This window comes from Planomonospora sp. ID82291, assembly GCF_015711645.1.
In the GTDB taxonomy this organism is placed as follows: Bacteria; Actinomycetota; Actinomycetes; order Streptosporangiales; family Streptosporangiaceae; genus Planomonospora.
In genome coordinates this window covers 1,166,626-1,185,162 of the sequence record NZ_JABTEX010000002.1, presented here as the reverse complement: position 1 = coordinate 1,185,162, position 18,537 = coordinate 1,166,626, and the positions used below count along the sequence as shown (strand labels likewise).

Genomic DNA, 18,537 nt, shown 5'->3' with positions numbered 1-18,537 from the left:
CGGACCATGACCGGTTCTTGACACGTGCGCCCGCGTTCGTTGCCCGGTTCCGGAACATTTCGCGTCCAGGGCCGTCCCGCTCTGGTTTTCCGCACACCACCGGGCACACTGGAAGCATGGACGTACCCCGGATCTCCTACGGCGACCGCCGGCCGTACACCGTCCCGGAGACTCTGGAGGAGCTGACCGGCCCGGCGGACGGCACGGTCGAACTACCCACCCGTCTCGACTGGTCGGAGCAGCGCCGCTACAACCTGGACGACCCCGCCGAACTGGGGCTCATGTACGAACGGGTCATTCGGGAATCCATGCGCGCAGAGGACCTGCGGCGCTATCTTGACGGCCGTACGCTCCTCCGCGTCTGGCATCGGATCTTCCTCCCCCGCCGGGTCAGAACGCTGTGGGAGGAGCGCTTCCCCCAGCTGAGGAGCGCCGCATGACGTGGACCCCCGTCATCGGCGGCTGGCCCGCGTCGGGCTGGCCGTGATCGCCCGCTACGGCTTCGCCCTCGCGGGTGGCTACGCCGTGCAGGCCCACGGCTTCCTGACCCGACTGTCGGACGATGTCGACCTGTTCACCGCCTCCCCGGACGAGTCCGGCTTCGCCGAAGCGGTGGAGGCGGTGGTGGCCGCTTACCTGGCGGACGGGCTGACGGTCACGGTCGACCGGCGATCGGCGACCTTCGCGCGATTGCTCGTCGCCGACGGACAGGGCCCGGACGGGAAGGTCGAGCTCGGCCTGGACCGGCGGGCGCACCCGCCGACGTTCTTCGAGATCGGCCCGGTGCTGCACTCCGACGACGCGGTCGCCAACAAGGTCTGCGCGCTGTTCGGCCGGGGCGAGGTCCGCGACTACATCGACGTGCACGCCATCCTGGCCAGCGGCCGCTACACCGGCGAACAGCTCCTCACACTGGCGGCCGGTCATGATCCCGGCTTCGACCGTGATTGGTTCTCCCAGGCCCTCCGCGCCGTCGAGCGCCTCCCTCGCAGCTCCTTCGAGCCGTACGGCATGCCGCCCGGCGAGGCGGCGGAACTCGTCCGGCGCCTGACCCGCTGGGCCGACGACCTCATCGGCCACGGTTGAACCACGTCATCTCCGCGATCCGGAGCCGCCGTTATTCCGCGAGAAATCCGGCGCCTCGTGGAGGGCCCCGCCGGGGGGCAGCGTCGGCAGGCCCGCCGGCGCGCCGCCCTCCAGCAGCCGCAGGAGCGCGCCGGTGTCGGTGTTCCGCTCGATCAGGTCGCCGAGGGCGTCCAGGCGCTCCTCGCGCAGCGCGGCGAAGGAGGTCCCCGGCGCGGGGGTGAAGTCCCGGCCCGAGGCGGCGGCGACCTCGCGCAGGAACGCCCGGCGGAAGCCGTCGTTCTCCAGCGCCCCGTGCCAGGTGGTCCCCCAGACCGTCCCGGCCCGGCAGCCGTCCAGGAACGGCTCCGCCCCGTCGTCGGGGGTCACCGTCCCGTGGTGGATCTCGTAGGCGGCCACCCGGTGGCCGTACGCGCTCCCGACCGGGCGGCCCAGGGTCTTGTCCGCGGCGAACTCGACGGTCGCGGGCAGCAGGCCGAGCCCGTCGACCCGCCCGGCTCCCGACTCGACGTCGTCGCGGATGGTCCGGGCGAGCATCTGGTAGCCGCCGCAGATGCCCAGCACGACCCGGCCGCGCAGCGCCTCGGCCAGGCCGGCGGCCCGCAGCCAGGCCAGGTCGGAGACCGTGGCGCGGGAACCGGGCAGGACCACCAGGTCGGCGTCGTCCAGCTCCGCCGGGGAGGTCACGAAGCGCACGACCACGCCCGGCTCGCAGGCCAGCGCGTCGACGTCGGTGAAGTTGGAGATGCGCGGCAGCCGGACCACCGCCACCCGCAGCGTCTGCCGGCCGTACGGCGTGCGCGCCGCGGCGGCGGGCCGGCCGTCCAGGGCCAGGGAGTCCTCGACGTCCAGCCAGAGGCCGTCCAGCCACGGCAGCACGCCGTACACCTCGCGGCCGGTCAGCTTCCTGAGCATGTCCAGCCCCGGTTCGAGGAGCTCGGGCGCGCCCCGGAACTTGTTGATCACGAATCCGGCGATCAGCGCCTGGTCGGCGGGGTCCAGCAGCCCCACCGTGCCGTAGAGCGAGGCGAAGACCCCGCCCCGGTCGATGTCGCCGACCACGACGACCGGCAGGTCCGCGGCGCGGGCCAGGCCCATGTTGGCGATGTCGCCCCGGCGCAGGTTGATCTCCGCCGGGCTGCCCGCCCCCTCGCAGACCACCACGTCGTAGCGCTCCCGCAGCCGCCGCAGCGCCTCGACGGCGGTCTCCCGGAGGCGGTCCTTGACCTGCCAGTACTCCAGCGCGTCGACGTCGGCGAGCGGCCGGCCCATGACCACGACCTGGCTGCGCCGGTCGCTGCCCGGCTTGAGCAGGATCGGGTTCATGTCGGCGCTCGGCTCCAGGCCGCACGCGGCGGCCTGCATCGCCTGCGCCCGGCCGATCTCCGCGCCGTCGGCGGTGACGAAGGAGTTGAGGGACATGTTCTGCGCCTTGTACGGCGCGACCTTCACCCCCTGCCGCGCCAGCCACCGGCAGATCCCGGCGGTGACGACGCTCTTGCCCGCGTCGGAGGTCGTCCCGGCGACCAACAGCGCGCCCCTCATCCCGATGCCCGCCCTTCCCTCTCGCCGGTCGCCGCCCGTCGGCGCCGGCTCCGCCGCACCCGCCCGGCACGGCGGGCGGGCGCCCTCGTCCGGCTTCGGCGAGCGACCGCTCCCGTCCGGCACGGCGGACGGCCGTACCCGTCCGGCACGGCGGACGGCCGCCCTCGTCCTGAGCGGCGGTCAGCCGCGCAGCGCGGCGAGGACGGCGAGTCCCGCAGCGGCGAACCCTACCGCGCGCGCCAGCCGTACCGAGCGGCGGATGTCCGGGACCGACGGTTTCGGCCCGTCGCCCATCTCCGGCCGGTGCTCGACCCGGTTCCCGTAGACGTTCACACCGCCGAGCGTGACGCCGAGCGCACCGGCGAACGCCGCCTCGCACCGGCCCGAGTTGGGGCTCGGGTGACGGTGGCCGTCCCTGCGCAGGACGGCCAGCGCCCGGCCGGTCGAACCGCCCACGAGGGGGGCGCCGAGAGCCGCGAGCAGCCCGGTGATCCGGGCCGGCACGGCGTTGGCCACGTCGTCGAGCCGGGCGGCGGCCCAGCCGAAGCGCTCGTAGCGGGCGCTGCGGTGGCCGATCATGGCGTCCAGGGTGTTGACCGCACGGTAGACGAGCAGGCCGGGGACCCCCGCCACCGCTCCCCACAGCAGCGGCGCGACCACGGCGTCGGCGGTGTTCTCGGCGATCGACTCGACCGTGGCGCGGGCCAGTTCGGGCGGCTCCAGCCGGGAGGGGTCGCGTCCGCACAGGTGCGACAGCCGTCCGCGGGCACCGGCGAGGTCGCCGGACTCCAGGAAGGACGCCATGGCCGCGCCCTCACGTCCCAGCGTGGTCCCGCCCAGCACCGACCAGGTGGCCGCGGCGCTCACGGCGGCCCGGGCCAGCGGATCGCGCACCCGGGACGCGGCCGTGCCGAGCAGAGCCGCGGAGCCGACGCAGAGGGCGACGTGGACGACGCCGGCGGCCCGGGCGTCGCGGTACGTCCTCTTCTCCAGCGCCGCGGCGGCCGTGCCGAACAGCGCGACCGGGTGTCCGCGGCGCGGGTCGGCGAGGAGCATGTCGAGCGCGACCCCGGCGAGCATCCCGAGGGCGTGGGCTCTCACGCCCGCTCCCGCGGAGCTCGCGGATCCGGTGGATCTCGCGGGTCTGGTGGATCTCGTGGATCCGGTCTTCCTAGACGAGGTGGACATGAAGCTCATCCTGGTGTGCGTCGAGCCACGCTCCGGCCCTGCGGATGCGCGCCCCGGCCCCCTCGGCCCACAGGCGGGCCCAGCCGCCGCCCGCGGCGGCCCTGGTCCGCATGATGGCGTAGGAGCGGCTGAAGCGGAGGCGGGCGAGGTCGAGCAGGCGCCTGCGATCGCGCGGCGGCAGGCCGTACGCGTCGCAGAACAGGCGCAGGCGCGGGCCGACCGCCAGATCCCGCTGGGCGGGATCCAGGTCGAGGGGATCCGCGAGGGGCGCCCAGTGGCGCAGGGTGGTCACCACGTCGAACAGCCGGGTGGTCGGCCGGGCCAGGTCGAAGTCGATGAACGCGTACGGCAAGCCGTCCCGGAAGAGCACATTGTCGAGATTGACGTCGCAGTGACCGACCAGTTCCGGAGCCCGGTCGTCGTTGGATCCGTCCTCCCAGATCGCGTCGGGGGGCGGCCGGAAGGTCGCGGCGGCGTCGTGGAAGCGCCGCAGCAGCCCGGCCAGGGCCGCCAGAGCCCCGTCGGTGACCGCGTACGGCGGCAGCGGGCGGAGACCGGACTCGCCGTCGAGATAGGTGAGGATCTCCCGGCCCCGCTCGTCGACGCCCATCACGCGGGGCGCCCCGTCGAAGCCCGCGGCCTCCAGGTGCCGCAGCAGCGCGTGCACGGACGGCGTGGACGGCCGGGTGGGCCTGCGCACGGTCTCCCCGACGCGCACCACGCCCTCCGTCACATCGCCGCCCAGCAGAGGAATCTCCTCGTGGGACGTGGCGACGAACATGGCACTTGAGCCTAGACCGGCCCGTCCGGTGGTCGGGCCCGTTCCGGCCGGACCGGTACCCGTCCGTTGGAAAGAGCACTCGGTGTCCCGCGCCGCCCCCGGACCGCCTTCCCAGCCCCGTCCGACCTGACGTTTCTCCGGTTCCGATCCTCCGTCGGGACGGCGCTCCGGCGCATCCACGGAGTGATCTTCCTGACACGGTGGGGAAACCGATGCGTGGACACTCGCCGGATCATGCACAATTAGGCAGGAGCGCCCTTAGCTCAGCTGGATAGAGCACCGGACTTCTAATCCGACGGTCGCAGGTTCGAATCCTGCAGGGCGCGCTTTTGATCATGGCCTGACCTGCGGAAGCTTGGAGGACAGGCCTCTTTTGGAATGAAGTTCCGGTCCCCGCGTGCTCGTGGCGCGCTCGCGTGCACGGACCGTGCACACGTCGTGATCGAAATCAGCTCGCCGTGCCGCTTCCACCAGTCATGACGTCTCCTTGACCCCAAATGATCCCTTCTCCCCGCATTTCAGACCTTCCATAGCCAACGACAGGAGTCGGACCGCTCCGGCCGGCAGGGCTTCGGCAAAGTGGCGTTGACAACCATGGTGTCCGGTTCAGAGCATGAGCTCGCACCCGGCGCGGCACGGCGACCACCGGAGTAACGAACAGGACGACCTTCGAGATCATGAGGTTCTCGACGCCAAATGATCAGAGAAGACCCTGCCTGCCCCCACATCATCGCCGATCAACCGCGCCCTGGACCACCTGGCCACGGTGACCGGTGACTCCTCACCCGTGACCGTCACCGAATGCACCAGCCTGCTGGAGCAGCTACGACAGCTTCCCGACCCGCGCGACCGCCGTGGGATCCGGCACACCCTCGCTTCCGTACTGGCGGTCGCCGCAGCGGCGGTGCTGGCCGGAGCACGATCCTGCACCGCGATCGGCGAATGGATCGCCGATGCTCCAGCCCAGGTCCAGGCCGCGCTGGAGGTCCGGCGCGACATCTGCGACAACGGCCGCCGGCCGCCGCACGAGGCGACGATCCGCCGGATCCTGCAGAGCGTCGATGCCGACACTCTGGACGCGGTCCTCACCGCCTGGCTGACCACCCGCCCGCAGCCGGTCGCCCTGCCCCGACGCCGGGCGATCGCGGTGGACGGCAAGGCGCTGCGGGGCGCCCGCCTGAGCGACGGCACCACCATCCACCTGCTGGTACTACATTCGTAACTCCGCTGGGAGTGGGTCGCCGCGTCGTCGGTAGTGGCTGATCAGAGCGCGTGTCTGGTGGAGCCGTCGGAAGTTCGACCAGGCCAGGACGTGATCGATGGCGTTGGCCGCCGGGATGAGCAGCCGGGCCAGGACATGGCGGATCTCGGCGAGCGAGAGCCGCACGAGCCTCAGCCCGCTGGCGTCTCCAGGAGCGAGCGGTCTTTTCCCTCGCCAGCGGCCTCATCGGCGTCGGCGGACAGGGCGGCACGCATGACGGCCAGGAACGCCAGGGCGAGCATGGCGATGGTGACGTGCCGGTGCCACGGGGTCCACTTGCGCACCTGATAGGAGGTCAGGCCGAGCAGATCCTTGCCGTGCTCGTTGTTCTCCTCGATCTTCCAGCGCATCCCGGCCGCGTCGATCAGCCCGGGGACCGGGGTGCCGGCCGGGACGTGGGCCAGGAAGAACTCCACCTCTGTCGGGGCGCTGACGGAGCGGCGGATCAGCAGCGTGTGCACATATCCGGGCGCGGGTGCCTGTCCGGCCACGGTGACGGCCAGGGCGGTCCAGTCGTAGACGCGCAGGCCCTTGGTGCCGGTCCCGCATGAGCGGCGCTCCCCGATCCCGGCCCGGCCGAGAGCCAGCAGCCGGTCCAGCACGTGCCCGGCTGGCTCGACGCCACCTCGGACGGCGACCAGGGGCAGGTCGACCGGAACCGCCAGGACGTAGCCGAGGGCGCGTTCATGGCAGAACGCGCGCAGGTGCGGGTCTCGGCCGTAGCCCGTATCGGCGCATAGGTAGCGGAACGGGGTGCCGGCCGCGAGCTCCTCGGCGAGCATGTCGATCACCAGCTGCGGCTTGGTGCGAAAGGCGACGTGTTCGGGCACCCCGGCCCGTGCCCGCCGCTGCGGATCACCGGCCCCGGCTTCGGGCAGGTACAGGCGCCGGTTGACGAAGGCCTGCCCGGCCTCGGAGGCGTAGGTGAGCATGGGCATGACCTGGCAGTTCTCCACCTGGCCGGTCAGGCCGCAGTACTGGTCGGCCACGCCGACGGACATCTGACCCTTCTTGATCGCGCTGGTGTCGTCGGCGATGAGCACGCCGTCGGCGCGGCCCAGATGTGCGATCACGTAGGAGCGGACCTCGTCGCGCAAGGCGTTGACGTCCCATTTCGCGCGGTCCAGCAGGTGCTCGAACCGATGGGCGGTGGTGTGGCCGATGTGGTCGGCCAGCTGCCAGGAGTTCTTGCGAGGCACATCGGCCAGCAGAGCGCGCACCAGGTCGGCGAAGGCCTGGCGCGGCTCGGGCCGGGTGAACAGGGGGCCGGCGATGCACGTGGTCAGCGCGGTCAGTTCCGCATCCCAGGACACGACGAGATCGTAGGTCAGAGCACACGTCACGCACTGACGATGACCTAACTACATCCCGCAGCGGGGCCAAATGAATCAGGATCTACGAATGTAGTACAGATGCTGCGTTCCTCAAAGCATGTAGACGAACCGGCGGCGCAGACGCCGGGGAACCGGTGGCGGCCGGCCCCAGACCCAGGGTTTGGCCTGCTGGTTGAGCTGGGCGGTCACGATCCGGGTGGCGTGGTCGATGTCGGCCGGACCGGCGAAGGATACCCGGCCAGGGCATGCCGGCGGAAGATCCTCCACCACGCTTCCTGCAGGTTGAGCCAGCATGCGCCGACCGGGATGAACGCGTGCCGGATCCGCAGGTGATCGGCCAGCCAGGTGCGGGTGGCGAGACTGTTGTGGCTGGACAGGTTGTCGGCGATCACGACGACGTCACCGGTGCCCGGGTTGGCGTCTTCGACCCGTCGCAGGAACTCCTGATAGGACACGCTGTTGCGCGAGGGCGACGTCATCGTCACCGCGGTGCCGTCGGCCACGCGCAGCGCACCGTAGACCCAGGTTTTCTCCGATCCACGCCGGTACTCCAGGGCGACCTTGACCCGGTGTCCATCAGGTGTCCAGGCCGGTGCCGGCGGAAATGCCCGGGGCACGACCGCGCCTTCAGGCGGGTCGGTGTACAGGCCGACGATCATCGTTCTTTTACGGCGAACCCGGGATCTTTGCTGGTGCTCCAGGACCGGGTGCGGCGCCATCTCACCCCCTCGGCCAGCAGGATCCGGCGGACCTGGGAGCGGCCGACGGTGATGCCCTGCCCGCGGGCTGCGGCGGTGAGCGCGTCCAGGGTCCACACCGCCGGACCGGCCTCGTCCTCGGCCTCCAGCTCACCCCAGGTGCGCCAGCGCAGCCGCCCGGGCGGGGTGCTCTTGGCCAGCGCGATGATCTGCGAGCGCTCGGCCTGGGTGAGGCGCGGCTTGCGGCCGGAGCCGGGCCGGTCGCCGAGCCCGTCCAGGCCCTCGGCGTTGAAACGGCGCAGCCGGCGCCGCACCGTTTCGGGATGGCAGCCGACCTGGGGGGAACGCCACGATGGCCGGGCCGCGCATTCCGCCCCAGCTCAGCATCACGATCCTGGCGCGCTGGATCCAGTCGGCCGGAGCGTGACGGGCTCCGGCGAGCTTGCGAATCTGGCGTTCTTCCTGGTCATCGCGCGGCGCTCGGGCGCGCAGCAGTTTCGGCATGACAGAACCCTCCCGTCAGGAAGGATTCCCCTGGGCGGGGCGACTGAGCGGTGACAATCCCACTACCCATTGAGGAACGCAGCACCGGCATCGCCACCGATCACACAGGCGCTACTCACAGTCGCTTATCAATCACTTGCCTTACCGTTCAATCCTGCGCTGCTCCTCCTCGACCCCGGTGAAGGCGAAACGGGTGTGCACCCCTTCCATCCAGGCCTCATCCAGCTCTTGTCCCACGATGCGTCCCACGAGGATGAACGCGGAGGTTATGCAAGTGGCCAGCTGAGGACTGTATCCGTTGGCCGCAAGTTCAAGGAAGCTCATCCACTCGGTAGGCATGTTGTCGTAATCATCATCAGATGCCTCAGTCTCCAAACGCAACTCTTCCCAGCGGGAATATTCCAGCCATCCCGGGAGAAGCTCTGGGTCATTTTCCCATGACGTGTCGTGGGCATCGAACATCAGCCCCTCGGCGTATTGGTCAAGAGCGTGTGGATCGGCGCCTCTCTGTCGATCTGGTCGCGTGATGTCGAAAATAGTTGCGTAATCCCCGTTTCTGGCATAGATAAGTTTTCCGGCGCTGTTCACGTGCCAACTTATGAGAAGCACCCTTCTATCTCCTTCTGTCAGCTTCGGCAACGCATCGGGGGCCTCCACGCCGATGTAGATGAGCTGTATCCAGTGACTGTTTATCCGCCCGGCCCAGATGAACCCCTGCTCATTGCCAGCCTCCCGTTCCTTGTTTATATCAGCCCAGGTGCAATCCACTCCAGTGGTGGTATCGACACCCAGTATACGGACACTCTCCGAGATTTCCCGGTTCTCAACCCACACACCGGTGAATGATGATCCCAGGCCGTAGCGGTGAACGAGATGCCATAGTCGTTCTGAAGTCCTCATTTTATGCTTCCCTGTAAGCCGCGGACGCCACGCATGTGGCGCCCGCGGCGGCTGTCACTTAATCGCAACCCAGAATTGGTTGCCGTTCAGAACGCGATACCGGCCGTAGAATATATTGAGATCTGTTCCGGCGCTCGTGTTCTGGCTTCCTGTCAGAGCGTAGACCGAGAAGTTGTTCTTCCCATATTCCGGATGGTCGAACCCCCCTCCTTGCCTGGTGGATGCGAATGGGTATTCGTCGCAATGTTCCCATCTAGACTTGTCGATTTCTCCTGTCTTCTTTCGTGGGCGATCATCGAAGAACTCCTCGCAGACCTTATCCTTCGCGTCGACATTATTCTTGTATGCGTTTGTGTTCGTATAGATCCGCTCTAGAGGCTTCCCCTCGGGGCTTGATCTACTGGCGTTCCAGTTTCCTGGAATATGTTTGGGCCCGTCGGCCTTAAAGGGGACGGTGTCTTGAGGATTGGTGAGCGCTTTTTGAATGTGTCGGGCGACGGCGCCATTGCTGAGGTTGAATGTGTTCATGGTGTACACGCGGCTTGCCCCATTGAAAACGCAGCCACCGATGTAGTAATTTACTGCGCCTCCCATTCCGATGCTGTCGCAGCGCACTCTGGGCGCGGTTTCTCTTAGCTTATTCTCGGGAACCCTGTTGGCGTCACCCCAGGCGGCAGCCACCTGCTGGTCGCCATGACCCGGGGTGGTGGGGTTATTGTAAATGACCCATGGCATGATCGTGCAATGGCTCACTTTACTTGCCTGAGAGCGGACGATGAAGTCATCGTCGCTGCGGTCCAGCCACATCCGCATGGAACCTGTTCGGGTGTCTCTGGCATTGCCGACCGTCGATTCGATGACCGAACACGGTGTCGTCCCGCCCTTGACTTCGATCTTGAGCTTCAACGTGTTCTTTAGGTCCTCTGGATCAGTTCCTCCGGCACCGAGAAGGAGGCCCCAGAATCCCGTGTCCTGAGTTTTAAAGTTATCGACTCTGGTCCACACTTTGATATCGCGAGAATTTCTACCGGTTCCGCCAGTGATCCCGGTTCCGTTCCCGTTGCCGAGATAGGAATGCATGACGACCGTCGTATCGAAGTTGAGCCATTCTTCGATGTCTTCTGCTTTTCGCTTGTAGCACCCGCAGGACTTATCGTATTCCTTAATCTCTTTATATATGGCGAATTGTTGATGTCTGCTCCAGCAGCCCGCGTACGGAACGAGCCAGTCCCAGCCGCCGCCGGAGTCCCATGAGTTCGATGTCCCGATCCGCTTGTCGCGCTCGGATTCACACTGCTCAAGCGACATGTGATCGTACTTGAACTGACCCACATTCTGCGCTGCGGACACTCTAGATTTGGTCTGAGCCCTCGCGCCTATGTCGAAGCTCTGCGGCTTCATAATGTTACCGAGCTGCTCAGCCGTCAACGGAGTCTGATAAACGCGTACGTCGTCAAGATCGCCGCGCATTATACTGCCTAGCGTGCTCTTGCTATTGGCGTCCCAACTTTTGAAGCTAATCGGCTCGGACTTAATCAAGGTTCCGTTGAGATAGAGCGAGACAGTCTTGGTTTCCGCGTCGTACACACCGGCCAGATGGAACCATTCGTTGACCGGTGGCTTGACGTCGGAGCGCACACCCTCTACCGCCGCTTCGGCGGTATCGGCACTGGTGAAGGTGAACACCAGCCCGCGTTGGGGGTCACTGCCGAGCCGGAAGGGCGACTGATGGGTGCCCTTCTGTTCGATGACGCTGTAGTCCCCATCAACGTCACCCCACCGCAGCCAGGCAGCGGCGGAGAAGCTCTCGTCTGTGTGGATCACCGGACCGTTGGTCTGCGCCAGTGGCTCCTCACCGCCCTCTCTGTCAGACTGCTGTGAGACATGGGACGTACGATTCCCTCTGATATGAAGCAGGGCGAGACAGGACCACCACGACAGTGACGATGACACTCGCCGACCAGACCGCCATGACCGGGCAGGATGGTCGCGTGACCTCCCAGCAGCCGGGCCGGCCCAAGCGGCGCACCTTCACCAAGGCCTACAAGGCGCGGATCCTGGCGGCCTTCGACGCCCTGCCCGAAGGCAGCCCCGAGCGCGGCGCCCTGCTGCGCAGGGAACGGCTGTACCACTCCCACATCGAGCACTGGCGCAAGCAGGCTGAAGGCGGCACCCTGGCCGCCTCGACGGGAAAGCCCGCGCGCAGCGCCGAGTCCGAGGAAATGGCCCGGCTGCGCGCCGAGAACAAGAAGCTCAAGGCCGACGCGGCCAAACTCGAAGCCCGCAATGAAAGACTCGCCGGCGAGCTGGGGAAGACCAGGACCGCCCTGGACATCGCGGGAAAAGCATTCGCGCTGCTGCAGGACATCTCAAGCAGCGCGGACTCCGACAAGAGCTGAACCGGATCCTCGACGAGCATTTCCCCGCGATGGAGGAAACGATCGGCACGGTCAGGGCATGTGCGGTCCTGGGGAGATCCCGGGCCACGCTGCACCGGCACCGCAATCCCGTCCCGCCCCGGCTGGGACCGCGCCGCCCGTTTCACCATCCGGCCGAACTGTCCGAGGACGAGCGGGCGCAGGTGCTGGCGGTGCTGGACTCGCCCCGCTTCGCCGACAAGTCTCCGGGCCAGGCGTGGGCGATGCTGCTGGACGAGGGCGTCTACCTGTGCTCGCAGGCCACCATGTACCGGCTGCTGCGGATGCGCGGCACGGCCGGTGAGCGCCGGGCCCAGGCCGTCCACCCGGCCAAGAAGAAACCCGAGCTGGAGGCCGACGGCCCGAACCAGGTGTGGTCGTGGGACATCACGAAGCTGAAAGGCCCCTCGCGCGGTACGTACTATCTGCTGTACGTCATCATCGACATCTTCTCGCGGAAAACCGTCTGGTGGGAGATCTGGCCGACGGAGACCGGGATCCTCGCCAAGGAGTTCATCGAGCACGCGATCGAGGCCAACGGCGGGATCGCCCCGGAGGCGATTCATGCCGACCGGGGTACCTCGATGACGTCGAACACCGTTTCCGGCCTGCTCGCACTGCTGGGAATCGATCAGTCTCATTCCCGTCCGCGCGTGTCCAACGACAACCCGTATTCCGAAGCGCAGTTTAAAACACTCAAATATTGTCCGGCATTTCCCGGGGAATTCGGTTCCATTGAAGATGCCAACGTCTTCTGCGGGCAGTTCTTCCAGTATTACAATAACGAGCATCGCCATTCTGGGATCGGCATGCACACTCCGGCGTCGGTGCACGACGGCTCCGCGGTCGAGATTCACGCCCGGCGGGTCGCGACCTTGGACGCGGCCTTCTTGGCCCACCCCGAACGGTTCCGCGGCCGGCGGCCCTGTCCGCCGCCGCTGCCCTCCCGGGTGTGGATCAACAAGCCGTCAACGGCTCCCGAAGCCGAGGCCTCACCACAAACACCGCACGTAGCTTGATGTTCCAACCGGTTTGACAGGTACCGCATGCCCGCCCTGGCGGACCCGCTGCCGCTCTCCGTCCAAGCCCCGTATCCGAACCGCGAAGTACCAGCTGCCGTGATCGTCATCCTGCAGCAGACGTGGACAATTCGCCCCGCGCTGGCGTCCGGTGCGGGGATCGACACAGCCGCATCGCCTGCTGACCTTCATGTGCTCCTTCGTCATCCACCCACCTCCGCACCCTCACAGTGCGCGACGGCAGAAGACATGGCCAGGACAAGAACCGACGAAAATCCGAAATCTGCCGTTCATTTTCCGCAGGGCCTCCACGAAACCCGGATCGGTTCAGGCAACCGCTCATGTGCCAAGCTCTTCGAGTCCGGCGAGCATGCGAACGCGCAGCTCAAGTCATAGGGAATCCTGCGGAATCTGCGCTGCAGACCCAGCGAGGCCGACCACCTCATCAAGGCCACTGCCGTCCTCCAGAACCACCGCGTCGCTCAATGCGCCGAGGATGAAACGGGTTCCCTGAAATGGATTTTGAAGCGGTACAGACATGCCAGCGACCTACGGTTTCAGATCGGCAAGCATTTATTGATCCGTTCCGTTGTCAAGAGAGACCGCCAGCCCCAAATTCCATTCGAACGGCATTGGCGTTCACCGGACAGAAAACCGCACGGTGAATCTCTCCGCGAAAGCCCGGTAGCGCTTCGCATACACGTCTTCCGAGCTCATCGAGTTCAAACGGGCGACTTCTTGATCCACCATATCCTTGGCCCCCGGCACATCTCCATCGAAGGCCCGGACGATGGGGATGATTATAAATCGGTTCACATCCAACAGGAGATCGGTTTCATGGATCCCTTCAGAGAAACTCCTCCAGTCGGCCCATCGCTCGATGAACGGTCCTCCATATTGCATCACCGCAGCGGTGATCTCCTGCGCCGTAGACCGATGATCACCGTCCCGAGAGAAGCGCCATTCCCGATACGTCGGCTCGGGCATCAGATATCCCAAAGGACTGAACAGGGTGGGGCTTTTCAGAATGTCGGGATTCTCATCCAGTTCCGCCCAGGCCTCCTGCATTTTATCATGCCGAATCCCTATCACCGGATTGATCAACAGAGAGCGAGGCATTTCACTATCATTCTCATTGAGACCAAGCCACCCGCTCTCCCCGGAATCGCGATTCTGAATGAAAATGCCCCTGGAGCGGGTCGCCGAGAACCCTGCGGCCTTCAGCGACTCTTTCATTGCATAATGCATTTCTTTTTTGATCAACATGACCATCGACAGCCCACCGTGCCTAGTATTTTATTATGTGAACATCGGTTGCGCCTATACTTACACCCTTGAGTCCAGCCTTCGCCGCCTTCCTTCCCACGAAGGCCCCTCCCGCCGACTCCAGGGCCCCGGCGTTGATTCGCTATGTCCAACTCCGTCCTGTTGGTCAGATGTTGTAGACGGCGAAGGCGGCATCGTGGTCGAGGAGGTCGCGGCGGGCATGGGCGATGTTGGCCCGACCGGCCAGACGGATGGTGCTGATCGCCAGATTCCGGAAGCCGGCCAGGGCCCTGGGTGCACTACCGGTCCTGAGCTGGGAATGATCCTCTCTGAACGTGACGTCTCTGACCCAGTTGAGCCGGTTTTCCACACCCCAGTGCGCGCGTTCGTAGTGGTTGAGGTGAGCTGGTCCGGCCAGGTCGGCGGGCAGGCTGGTGATACCGAACACGATCTCTTTGCCGGTCCATGTGCCGTCCAGGTCGCCGACGTCGCGGCGGAGCCGGAATGCCTGCCGTGCGCCGGGGAAGAGCGCATCGTCGGCCGGAGCGGTGCGCAGGGTGCGGCGCTCGCGGCGGCCGTGCCCGCGATCGTCGTCGGTCACGGTGGTCTGCGTCCAATCGCTGTCCGGCCCGGACAGCAGAGCATGCGCGGCGGCGCGGGCCAGCGGCTGGTTGCCCTTGAGGATGAGCACGTAGTGGGCGTCCAACCGCTCGGTGATCAGGCGGGCGGTGGCCTTGGTGGTGTGCAGCGCGTCCATGGTCGGCACCACCCCGGTCACCGGCATCCGGCCCAGCAGCGCGCGAGCGGCGCCTCCCTCGCCTTTCTTACCGGCGACCTGGCATTGGCCCAGGATCACGCCGTGCTCGTGGCTGATCGCCCCGACCAGGAAGACACGCCCGCCGTCTGCGGTACGGGCGCCGCGGCAGGACTTGCCGTCCAGCGCGGCGCCGGGCAGCAGGCCGTCCGGAGCGGGATGAGCCAGGTGCCGCCGGACCGCGCGGCGCTGTTCGCGTTCGACGGGTCCGGGAGCCTGGGGGATCCGCGGGACAGGGACGGCGCCGCCGACGACGTCGGCCGCATAGGCCGCGATCGCCGCATCCAGGGCGTCGGCGTCCAGATCCGCCAGGACCCGGCGGAAGGTCCGCTCGCTGGGGACGAGATAGCGCCCGGTGAGCGGATCACGATAGGCGCCCATGCGGCGCAGCGTCTCTTGGGGGGTCCGGGAGGCCCACTGCCGGATCGCGGTCACGCTGTCACCGCCGATGACCAGGGTCGCACACGCGGTCAGGGCCAAGATGACCACCAACCGGTGGCGGCGGTCGCAGGCCGAGCGCCGGTCGGGCACCGCCGCCAATCGGTCCATCAGCGCCGATTCCCGCGCGATCGGGTCGGCCGTCAGCTCCGCTTCCCACAATGCCACGTCGGCGAGCTGGTCAAGAGGCGAGCGGGGGCAGGGGCTGGTAGGGGAGGATGTGGGCACGAGCGCGACTCCTGTGATCGTCACCGGTCTTCGACACCCGGAAGGTCACCAGAAGTCGCGCTCTTTCGTGTTTCGCCTGACCAAACACTCAACATCGTCATACCGCATCAGAACCAAGGAACGCCGGGGCCCTGCCATCTGACCTGGTCTTTTGCATGTGATCACTCCTCCTCTCCCCTGCCGCCGCAGGCAGCCGGACGCAGCCGTATGCCACCGGTCGCGGAACATACGCGGAATGCCCGTGGCCCCGTTCTCCCAGGTGGCACCGGGAGTGCAGCGCTTCGCGGAACGGTTCCGCGCCTTCGCAGGCACGCAGCAGGATGGTCCGTGGCATCCCGGTATGGCACCATGCAGACCATGACGATCAGAAAGGCCGATGCCGCGTAGACGGCCCGGCGCCCTGCGCGTACACCCGTGGGCGGACCGCCGAAGGTACCGCCCGGCTTCCCGGATCCCTGGCCTGTCCAGCCGGACCAGTGCGGCCATCGCCCGCATCGAACTCCAGAACCGCTATCTGGAACCCGGATCCGTCACGGCGGCCTTCGTCGAGTATCGACGGTTCCTCCGCCGGCCCGGCCGCTACCTCTACCTGCCCGAACCCGACTGCCCCTGCTGCGATCCGGCAGAGGCCCGCGACACCCTGGAATACGCGCTGCGGCGGCTCCGGCACTCGGCCGGGGCGGAGCTCTCGCGGCTCGTGACGAGACTGGACGAGGAGTTCTACCGCCGTACTCTCCCCGACCCTCGACCATGCCGGTGGCCGGGAGCCTTCAACGGATGGTGGTACCACCGCCTCTACGAACGGTGATCGATCCATGCACGGCGAAGGGTCCCGGCCCGAACCGGGACCCTTCGTCTGCATGGCGTCCTCACGCCGCCTCACATGACGAGAGCCTCCAGAATGCGCTGGTCGGCCACCTCGCGCCGGCCGTCGACGCACTTGGCGTAGACCTTGAGCATCACGTCCGCCCCGCGGCCCGCTCGTCCGGCCGCCTCGGGGGCGTGCACTCCGGCGTTCAGCCACAGCGACACCGCAGCGTGGCGCAGGTCGTACGGCCGGGCCGCCAGCGGCGAGGCGACCTGCTCGGGCGTGAACGCGTAGGTCCGGGCCTCCTTCCAGACCTTCGCGTAGGCCGAACCGGAGATCAGGCCACCCGTGCGGGTGCGGAAGAGCCGGTCGTCCGGCCCGGCGCCGGACCGGTCAAGTGCTCCGGTCAGTGGTGATCAGCGGGACTCCCCGCCCGCCCCGCCGAGCACGGCGGGGTCCTGGTAGCGGAGCAGGACGACGCCGTTGCCGAAGACCCGGGTCTCGGCGAGCCGGAGACCACGTCCGGCGTCCGACGGCTGGAACAGCGGCTTGCCGCGCCCGAGGACGACCGGGTGGACGTACAGCCGGTACTCGTCGATCAGACCGAGCCGCATGAAGGTCGCGGCGAGTTCGGCTCCGCCGAGCGCCAGGTCTCCGCCGGGCCGCGCCTTGAGTTCCAGGATCTCCTCGGCGACGACGTCCCGGAGCACGGTGGTGTTCCAGTCGGCCTTCTCCAGGGTCCGGGAGAAGACGATCTTCGGCATGTCCCGCCAGATGCGGGCGAACTCGACCACGGGCCGGGGGCTCGCGGGGTCGGCGTCGGCCGTCGGCCAGAACTCGGCCATCAGCTCGTAGCTGCGGCGTCCGTCCAGGAAGGCGCCCATCGCGCCCAGCCACTCGTTGAAGTGGTCGTGCAGCTCGTCGTCGACCAGGTGCCAGTCCAGCTCGTGGTCCGGCCCTTCGAAGAAGCCGTCGAGGGACACCGACATCGCAAAGATGATCTTTCTCACCGTGTTCTCCTCCGAAGTTCTCCAGGGCCGAGCCTGCTGATCGCGCCTCCGTGCCCCGTCCCTCCGGCAGCCGGGATTCCGAGAGGTCAGGAACGGGCGCGTCCGCTCCATCGATATCACCCGGATCCGACAGTCCTTGCCCCTCGCCCGTCTTCGAGGACCCCGCCAGGAAAGGCGGAGTCCAGGCCGCCCGCCGCTTGACCTCAACTGTGGTCGAGGTCCCAGAATCGCTGACGGCGGGTGGCAGGGCCGGGTGCGCCGGCCGGAACGACTCCGCCCGCCTCGGATCGCATCCCTCCCGGACATGGAGACGTTCATCATGACCAGAGTCGTCGTCATCGGTGCCACCGGCAAGCAGGGCGGGGCGGTCGCCGACCTGCTCCTGCAGCGCGGCCACGAGGTCGTGGCGTACGTGCGCTCGAAGGAGTCGCCGGCCGCGGAGGCGCTGTCGGCCCGGGGCGCACGGCTCGCCGTCGGCGACCTCGCCGACGCCGACGCGCTCCGGCGGGCCTGCGCGGGCGCCGACGCGGTCTTCGGCCTGTCGGTGCCGTTCGGCGAGGGCGGCAAGGACGGGGAGGTCGCGCAGGGACGCCTGCTCGTCGACACCGTCGCCCGCCTCGACGTCCACCTGGTGTACTCCTCCGTGCGGGGCGGCGACCGGTCGGCGGCCACCGGCGTCGACCACGCCGACGGCAAGCAGCTCGTCGAGGCGTATCTGCGCGAGCGGCCGGTGCGCGCGACGGTGCTCGGCCCGGTGTACTTCATGGAGAACGTGCTCGACCTCGGCTTCAGCCGGCTCGGTGACGGGATCCTCTCCCATCCGCTGACTCCGGGCAAGCCGCTCGACCAGGTGAGCGTTCTGGACATCGCCGGCATGGCCGTACACGCCGTGGAGAACCCGGATGAGTTCGTCGGCGAGCGGATCGACATCGCGTCCGATCGCGTCACCGGCCAGGAGGCGGCCCGGATCCTGAGCGAGGTGATCGGCCGGGAGATCCCCTACCGGCAGATGCCGCTGGACATGGTGCGGCAGTGGGCCGGCGAGGAGGTGGCCACGATGTTCGAGAACTTCGAGAGCACCACCGACTTCCTCGACATCGAGGCTCTGCATGCCAGGTACCCCGCCGTGCGCTGGCACGGCTACGCCGAGTGGGCCAAGACGGTGGACTGGGACAGGATCCTCGCAGGCTAGCCGGTGGCTTGTCGGCCCGGGGCCGACGGCGCGGCACGCCGCAGGTCCCGG

The 18,537-nt window shown here is 67.6% G+C and carries 21 protein-coding genes and 1 tRNA gene; 9 read left to right on the top strand and 13 right to left on the bottom strand.

Features of this window, described 5'->3' with window-relative positions; all coding sequences use genetic code 11:
• Positions 1 to 116 precede the first annotated feature (116 nt).
• Both HS045_RS16260 and HS045_RS16255 read left to right on the top strand, forming a co-directional pair.
• The gene (locus tag HS045_RS16260) at positions 117 to 440 is read left to right on the top strand and encodes a hypothetical protein (protein ID WP_196452183.1); all 324 of its coding nucleotides are present in this window, start codon (positions 117 to 119) and stop codon (positions 438 to 440) included.
• 1 nt (position 441) lies between these two features.
• Positions 442 to 1,086, top strand: a complete 645-nt coding sequence (locus HS045_RS16255) for a nucleotidyl transferase AbiEii/AbiGii toxin family protein (protein ID WP_196452182.1) — start codon at positions 442 to 444, stop codon at positions 1,084 to 1,086.
• Positions 1,087 to 1,092: 6 nt separating this feature from the next.
• Here the strand turns inward: HS045_RS16255 and HS045_RS16250 are convergent, their stop codons facing one another.
• The 3 genes from HS045_RS16250 to HS045_RS16240 form a co-directional block, all read right to left on the bottom strand.
• Positions 1,093 to 2,628 (bottom strand): cobyric acid synthase, encoded by a 1,536-nt coding sequence (locus HS045_RS16250; RefSeq protein WP_196452181.1) that lies wholly within the window; start codon positions 2,626 to 2,628, stop codon positions 1,093 to 1,095.
• Positions 2,629 to 2,808: 180 nt separating this feature from the next.
• Positions 2,809 to 3,729 carry a cobalamin biosynthesis protein gene (locus HS045_RS16245; protein ID WP_307827549.1) on the bottom strand — a complete coding sequence of 307 codons (921 nt, stop codon included), beginning with the start codon at positions 3,727 to 3,729 and terminating at the stop codon, positions 2,809 to 2,811.
• A 70-nt stretch (positions 3,730 to 3,799) separates the two neighbouring features.
• The gene (locus HS045_RS16240) at positions 3,800 to 4,597 is read right to left on the bottom strand and encodes a phosphotransferase (protein ID WP_196452179.1); all 798 of its coding nucleotides are present in this window, start codon (positions 4,595 to 4,597) and stop codon (positions 3,800 to 3,802) included.
• Positions 4,598 to 4,849: 252 nt separating this feature from the next.
• On the opposite strand from HS045_RS16240, the gene HS045_RS16235 reads away from it, so the two are divergent.
• Together HS045_RS16235 and HS045_RS16230 are read left to right on the top strand one after the other, a co-directional pair.
• Positions 4,850 to 4,923: transfer RNA gene (locus HS045_RS16235), tRNA-Arg, on the top strand.
• Positions 4,924 to 5,384: 461 nt separating this feature from the next.
• A complete protein-coding gene (locus HS045_RS16230; RefSeq protein WP_196452178.1) occupies positions 5,385 to 5,819 on the top strand; it encodes a transposase family protein in 435 nt (144 codons plus the stop codon).
• A 170-nt stretch (positions 5,820 to 5,989) separates the two neighbouring features.
• On the opposite strand, the gene HS045_RS16225 is transcribed toward HS045_RS16230, so the two are convergent.
• The 5 genes from HS045_RS16225 to HS045_RS16205 all read right to left on the bottom strand — a co-directional run bounded on the left by HS045_RS16225 (position 5,990) and on the right by HS045_RS16205 (position 11,247).
• Entirely contained in the window at positions 5,990 to 7,201 is a 1,212-nt protein-coding gene (locus HS045_RS16225; RefSeq protein WP_307827548.1) for an IS701 family transposase, read from the bottom strand.
• A 176-nt stretch (positions 7,202 to 7,377) separates the two neighbouring features.
• Complete coding sequence (locus tag HS045_RS16220; protein WP_230884060.1) at positions 7,378 to 7,851, bottom strand: transposase; 474 nt, start codon at positions 7,849 to 7,851, stop codon at positions 7,378 to 7,380.
• On the bottom strand, positions 7,848 to 8,204 hold the full coding sequence (locus HS045_RS34610; RefSeq protein ID WP_307827547.1) for a helix-turn-helix domain-containing protein: 357 nt from the start codon (positions 8,202 to 8,204) through the stop codon (positions 7,848 to 7,850). Before HS045_RS34610 ends, HS045_RS16220 begins: the two co-directional genes overlap by 4 nt.
• 331 nt (positions 8,205 to 8,535) lie before the next feature.
• Complete coding sequence (locus HS045_RS16210) at positions 8,536 to 9,294, bottom strand: hypothetical protein (protein WP_196452177.1); 759 nt, start codon at positions 9,292 to 9,294, stop codon at positions 8,536 to 8,538.
• Positions 9,295 to 9,348: 54 nt separating this feature from the next.
• Positions 9,349 to 11,247, bottom strand: a complete 1,899-nt coding sequence (locus HS045_RS16205; protein ID WP_307827546.1) for a LamG-like jellyroll fold domain-containing protein — start codon at positions 11,245 to 11,247, stop codon at positions 9,349 to 9,351.
• Here HS045_RS16205 and HS045_RS16200 point away from each other — a divergent pair.
• Genes HS045_RS16200 through HS045_RS16190 form a run of 3 tightly spaced genes read left to right on the top strand, consistent with a single transcriptional unit; the run spans position 11,235 to position 13,126 of the window.
• The gene (locus HS045_RS16200; RefSeq protein ID WP_196450888.1) at positions 11,235 to 11,693 is read left to right on the top strand and encodes a hypothetical protein; all 459 of its coding nucleotides are present in this window, start codon (positions 11,235 to 11,237) and stop codon (positions 11,691 to 11,693) included. The genes HS045_RS16205 and HS045_RS16200 overlap by 13 nt on opposite strands.
• A 29-nt stretch (positions 11,694 to 11,722) precedes the next feature.
• On the top strand, positions 11,723 to 12,730 hold the full coding sequence (locus tag HS045_RS16195; protein ID WP_196450887.1) for an IS3 family transposase: 1,008 nt from the start codon (positions 11,723 to 11,725) through the stop codon (positions 12,728 to 12,730).
• A gap of 27 nt (positions 12,731 to 12,757) precedes the next feature.
• On the top strand, positions 12,758 to 13,126 hold the full coding sequence (locus HS045_RS16190; protein ID WP_196452175.1) for a hypothetical protein: 369 nt from the start codon (positions 12,758 to 12,760) through the stop codon (positions 13,124 to 13,126).
• Here HS045_RS16190 and HS045_RS16185 read toward each other — a convergent pair.
• The 3 genes from HS045_RS16185 to HS045_RS16175 all read right to left on the bottom strand — a co-directional run bounded on the left by HS045_RS16185 (position 13,121) and on the right by HS045_RS16175 (position 15,476).
• Positions 13,121 to 13,270, bottom strand: a complete 150-nt coding sequence (locus HS045_RS16185; RefSeq protein WP_196452174.1) for a hypothetical protein — start codon at positions 13,268 to 13,270, stop codon at positions 13,121 to 13,123. The genes HS045_RS16190 and HS045_RS16185 overlap by 6 nt on opposite strands.
• Positions 13,271 to 13,369: 99 nt before the next feature.
• Entirely contained in the window at positions 13,370 to 14,002 is a 633-nt protein-coding gene (locus tag HS045_RS16180) for a hypothetical protein (RefSeq protein ID WP_196452173.1), read from the bottom strand.
• Positions 14,003 to 14,162: 160 nt separating this feature from the next.
• Positions 14,163 to 15,476 carry an ISAs1 family transposase gene (locus HS045_RS16175; RefSeq protein ID WP_196452172.1) on the bottom strand — a complete coding sequence of 438 codons (1,314 nt, stop codon included), beginning with the start codon at positions 15,474 to 15,476 and terminating at the stop codon, positions 14,163 to 14,165.
• Positions 15,477 to 15,852: 376 nt separating this feature from the next.
• Here HS045_RS16175 and HS045_RS16170 point away from each other — a divergent pair, with 376 nt between their 5' ends.
• A complete protein-coding gene (locus HS045_RS16170; RefSeq protein WP_196452171.1) occupies positions 15,853 to 16,284 on the top strand; it encodes a hypothetical protein in 432 nt (143 codons plus the stop codon).
• 71 nt (positions 16,285 to 16,355) lie between these two features.
• On the opposite strand, the gene HS045_RS35880 is transcribed toward HS045_RS16170, so the two are convergent.
• Together HS045_RS35880 and HS045_RS16160 are read right to left on the bottom strand one after the other, a co-directional pair.
• Positions 16,356 to 16,508, bottom strand: a complete 153-nt coding sequence (locus HS045_RS35880) for a hypothetical protein (RefSeq protein WP_304609607.1) — start codon at positions 16,506 to 16,508, stop codon at positions 16,356 to 16,358.
• A 192-nt stretch (positions 16,509 to 16,700) separates the two neighbouring features.
• Entirely contained in the window at positions 16,701 to 17,294 is a 594-nt protein-coding gene (locus tag HS045_RS16160) for a dihydrofolate reductase family protein (protein WP_196452170.1), read from the bottom strand.
• A 319-nt stretch (positions 17,295 to 17,613) separates the two neighbouring features.
• Here HS045_RS16160 and HS045_RS16155 point away from each other — a divergent pair, with 319 nt between their 5' ends.
• Complete coding sequence (locus HS045_RS16155) at positions 17,614 to 18,486, top strand: NmrA/HSCARG family protein (protein WP_196452169.1); 873 nt, start codon at positions 17,614 to 17,616, stop codon at positions 18,484 to 18,486.
• The last annotated feature ends 51 nt before the right edge of the window (positions 18,487 to 18,537 follow it).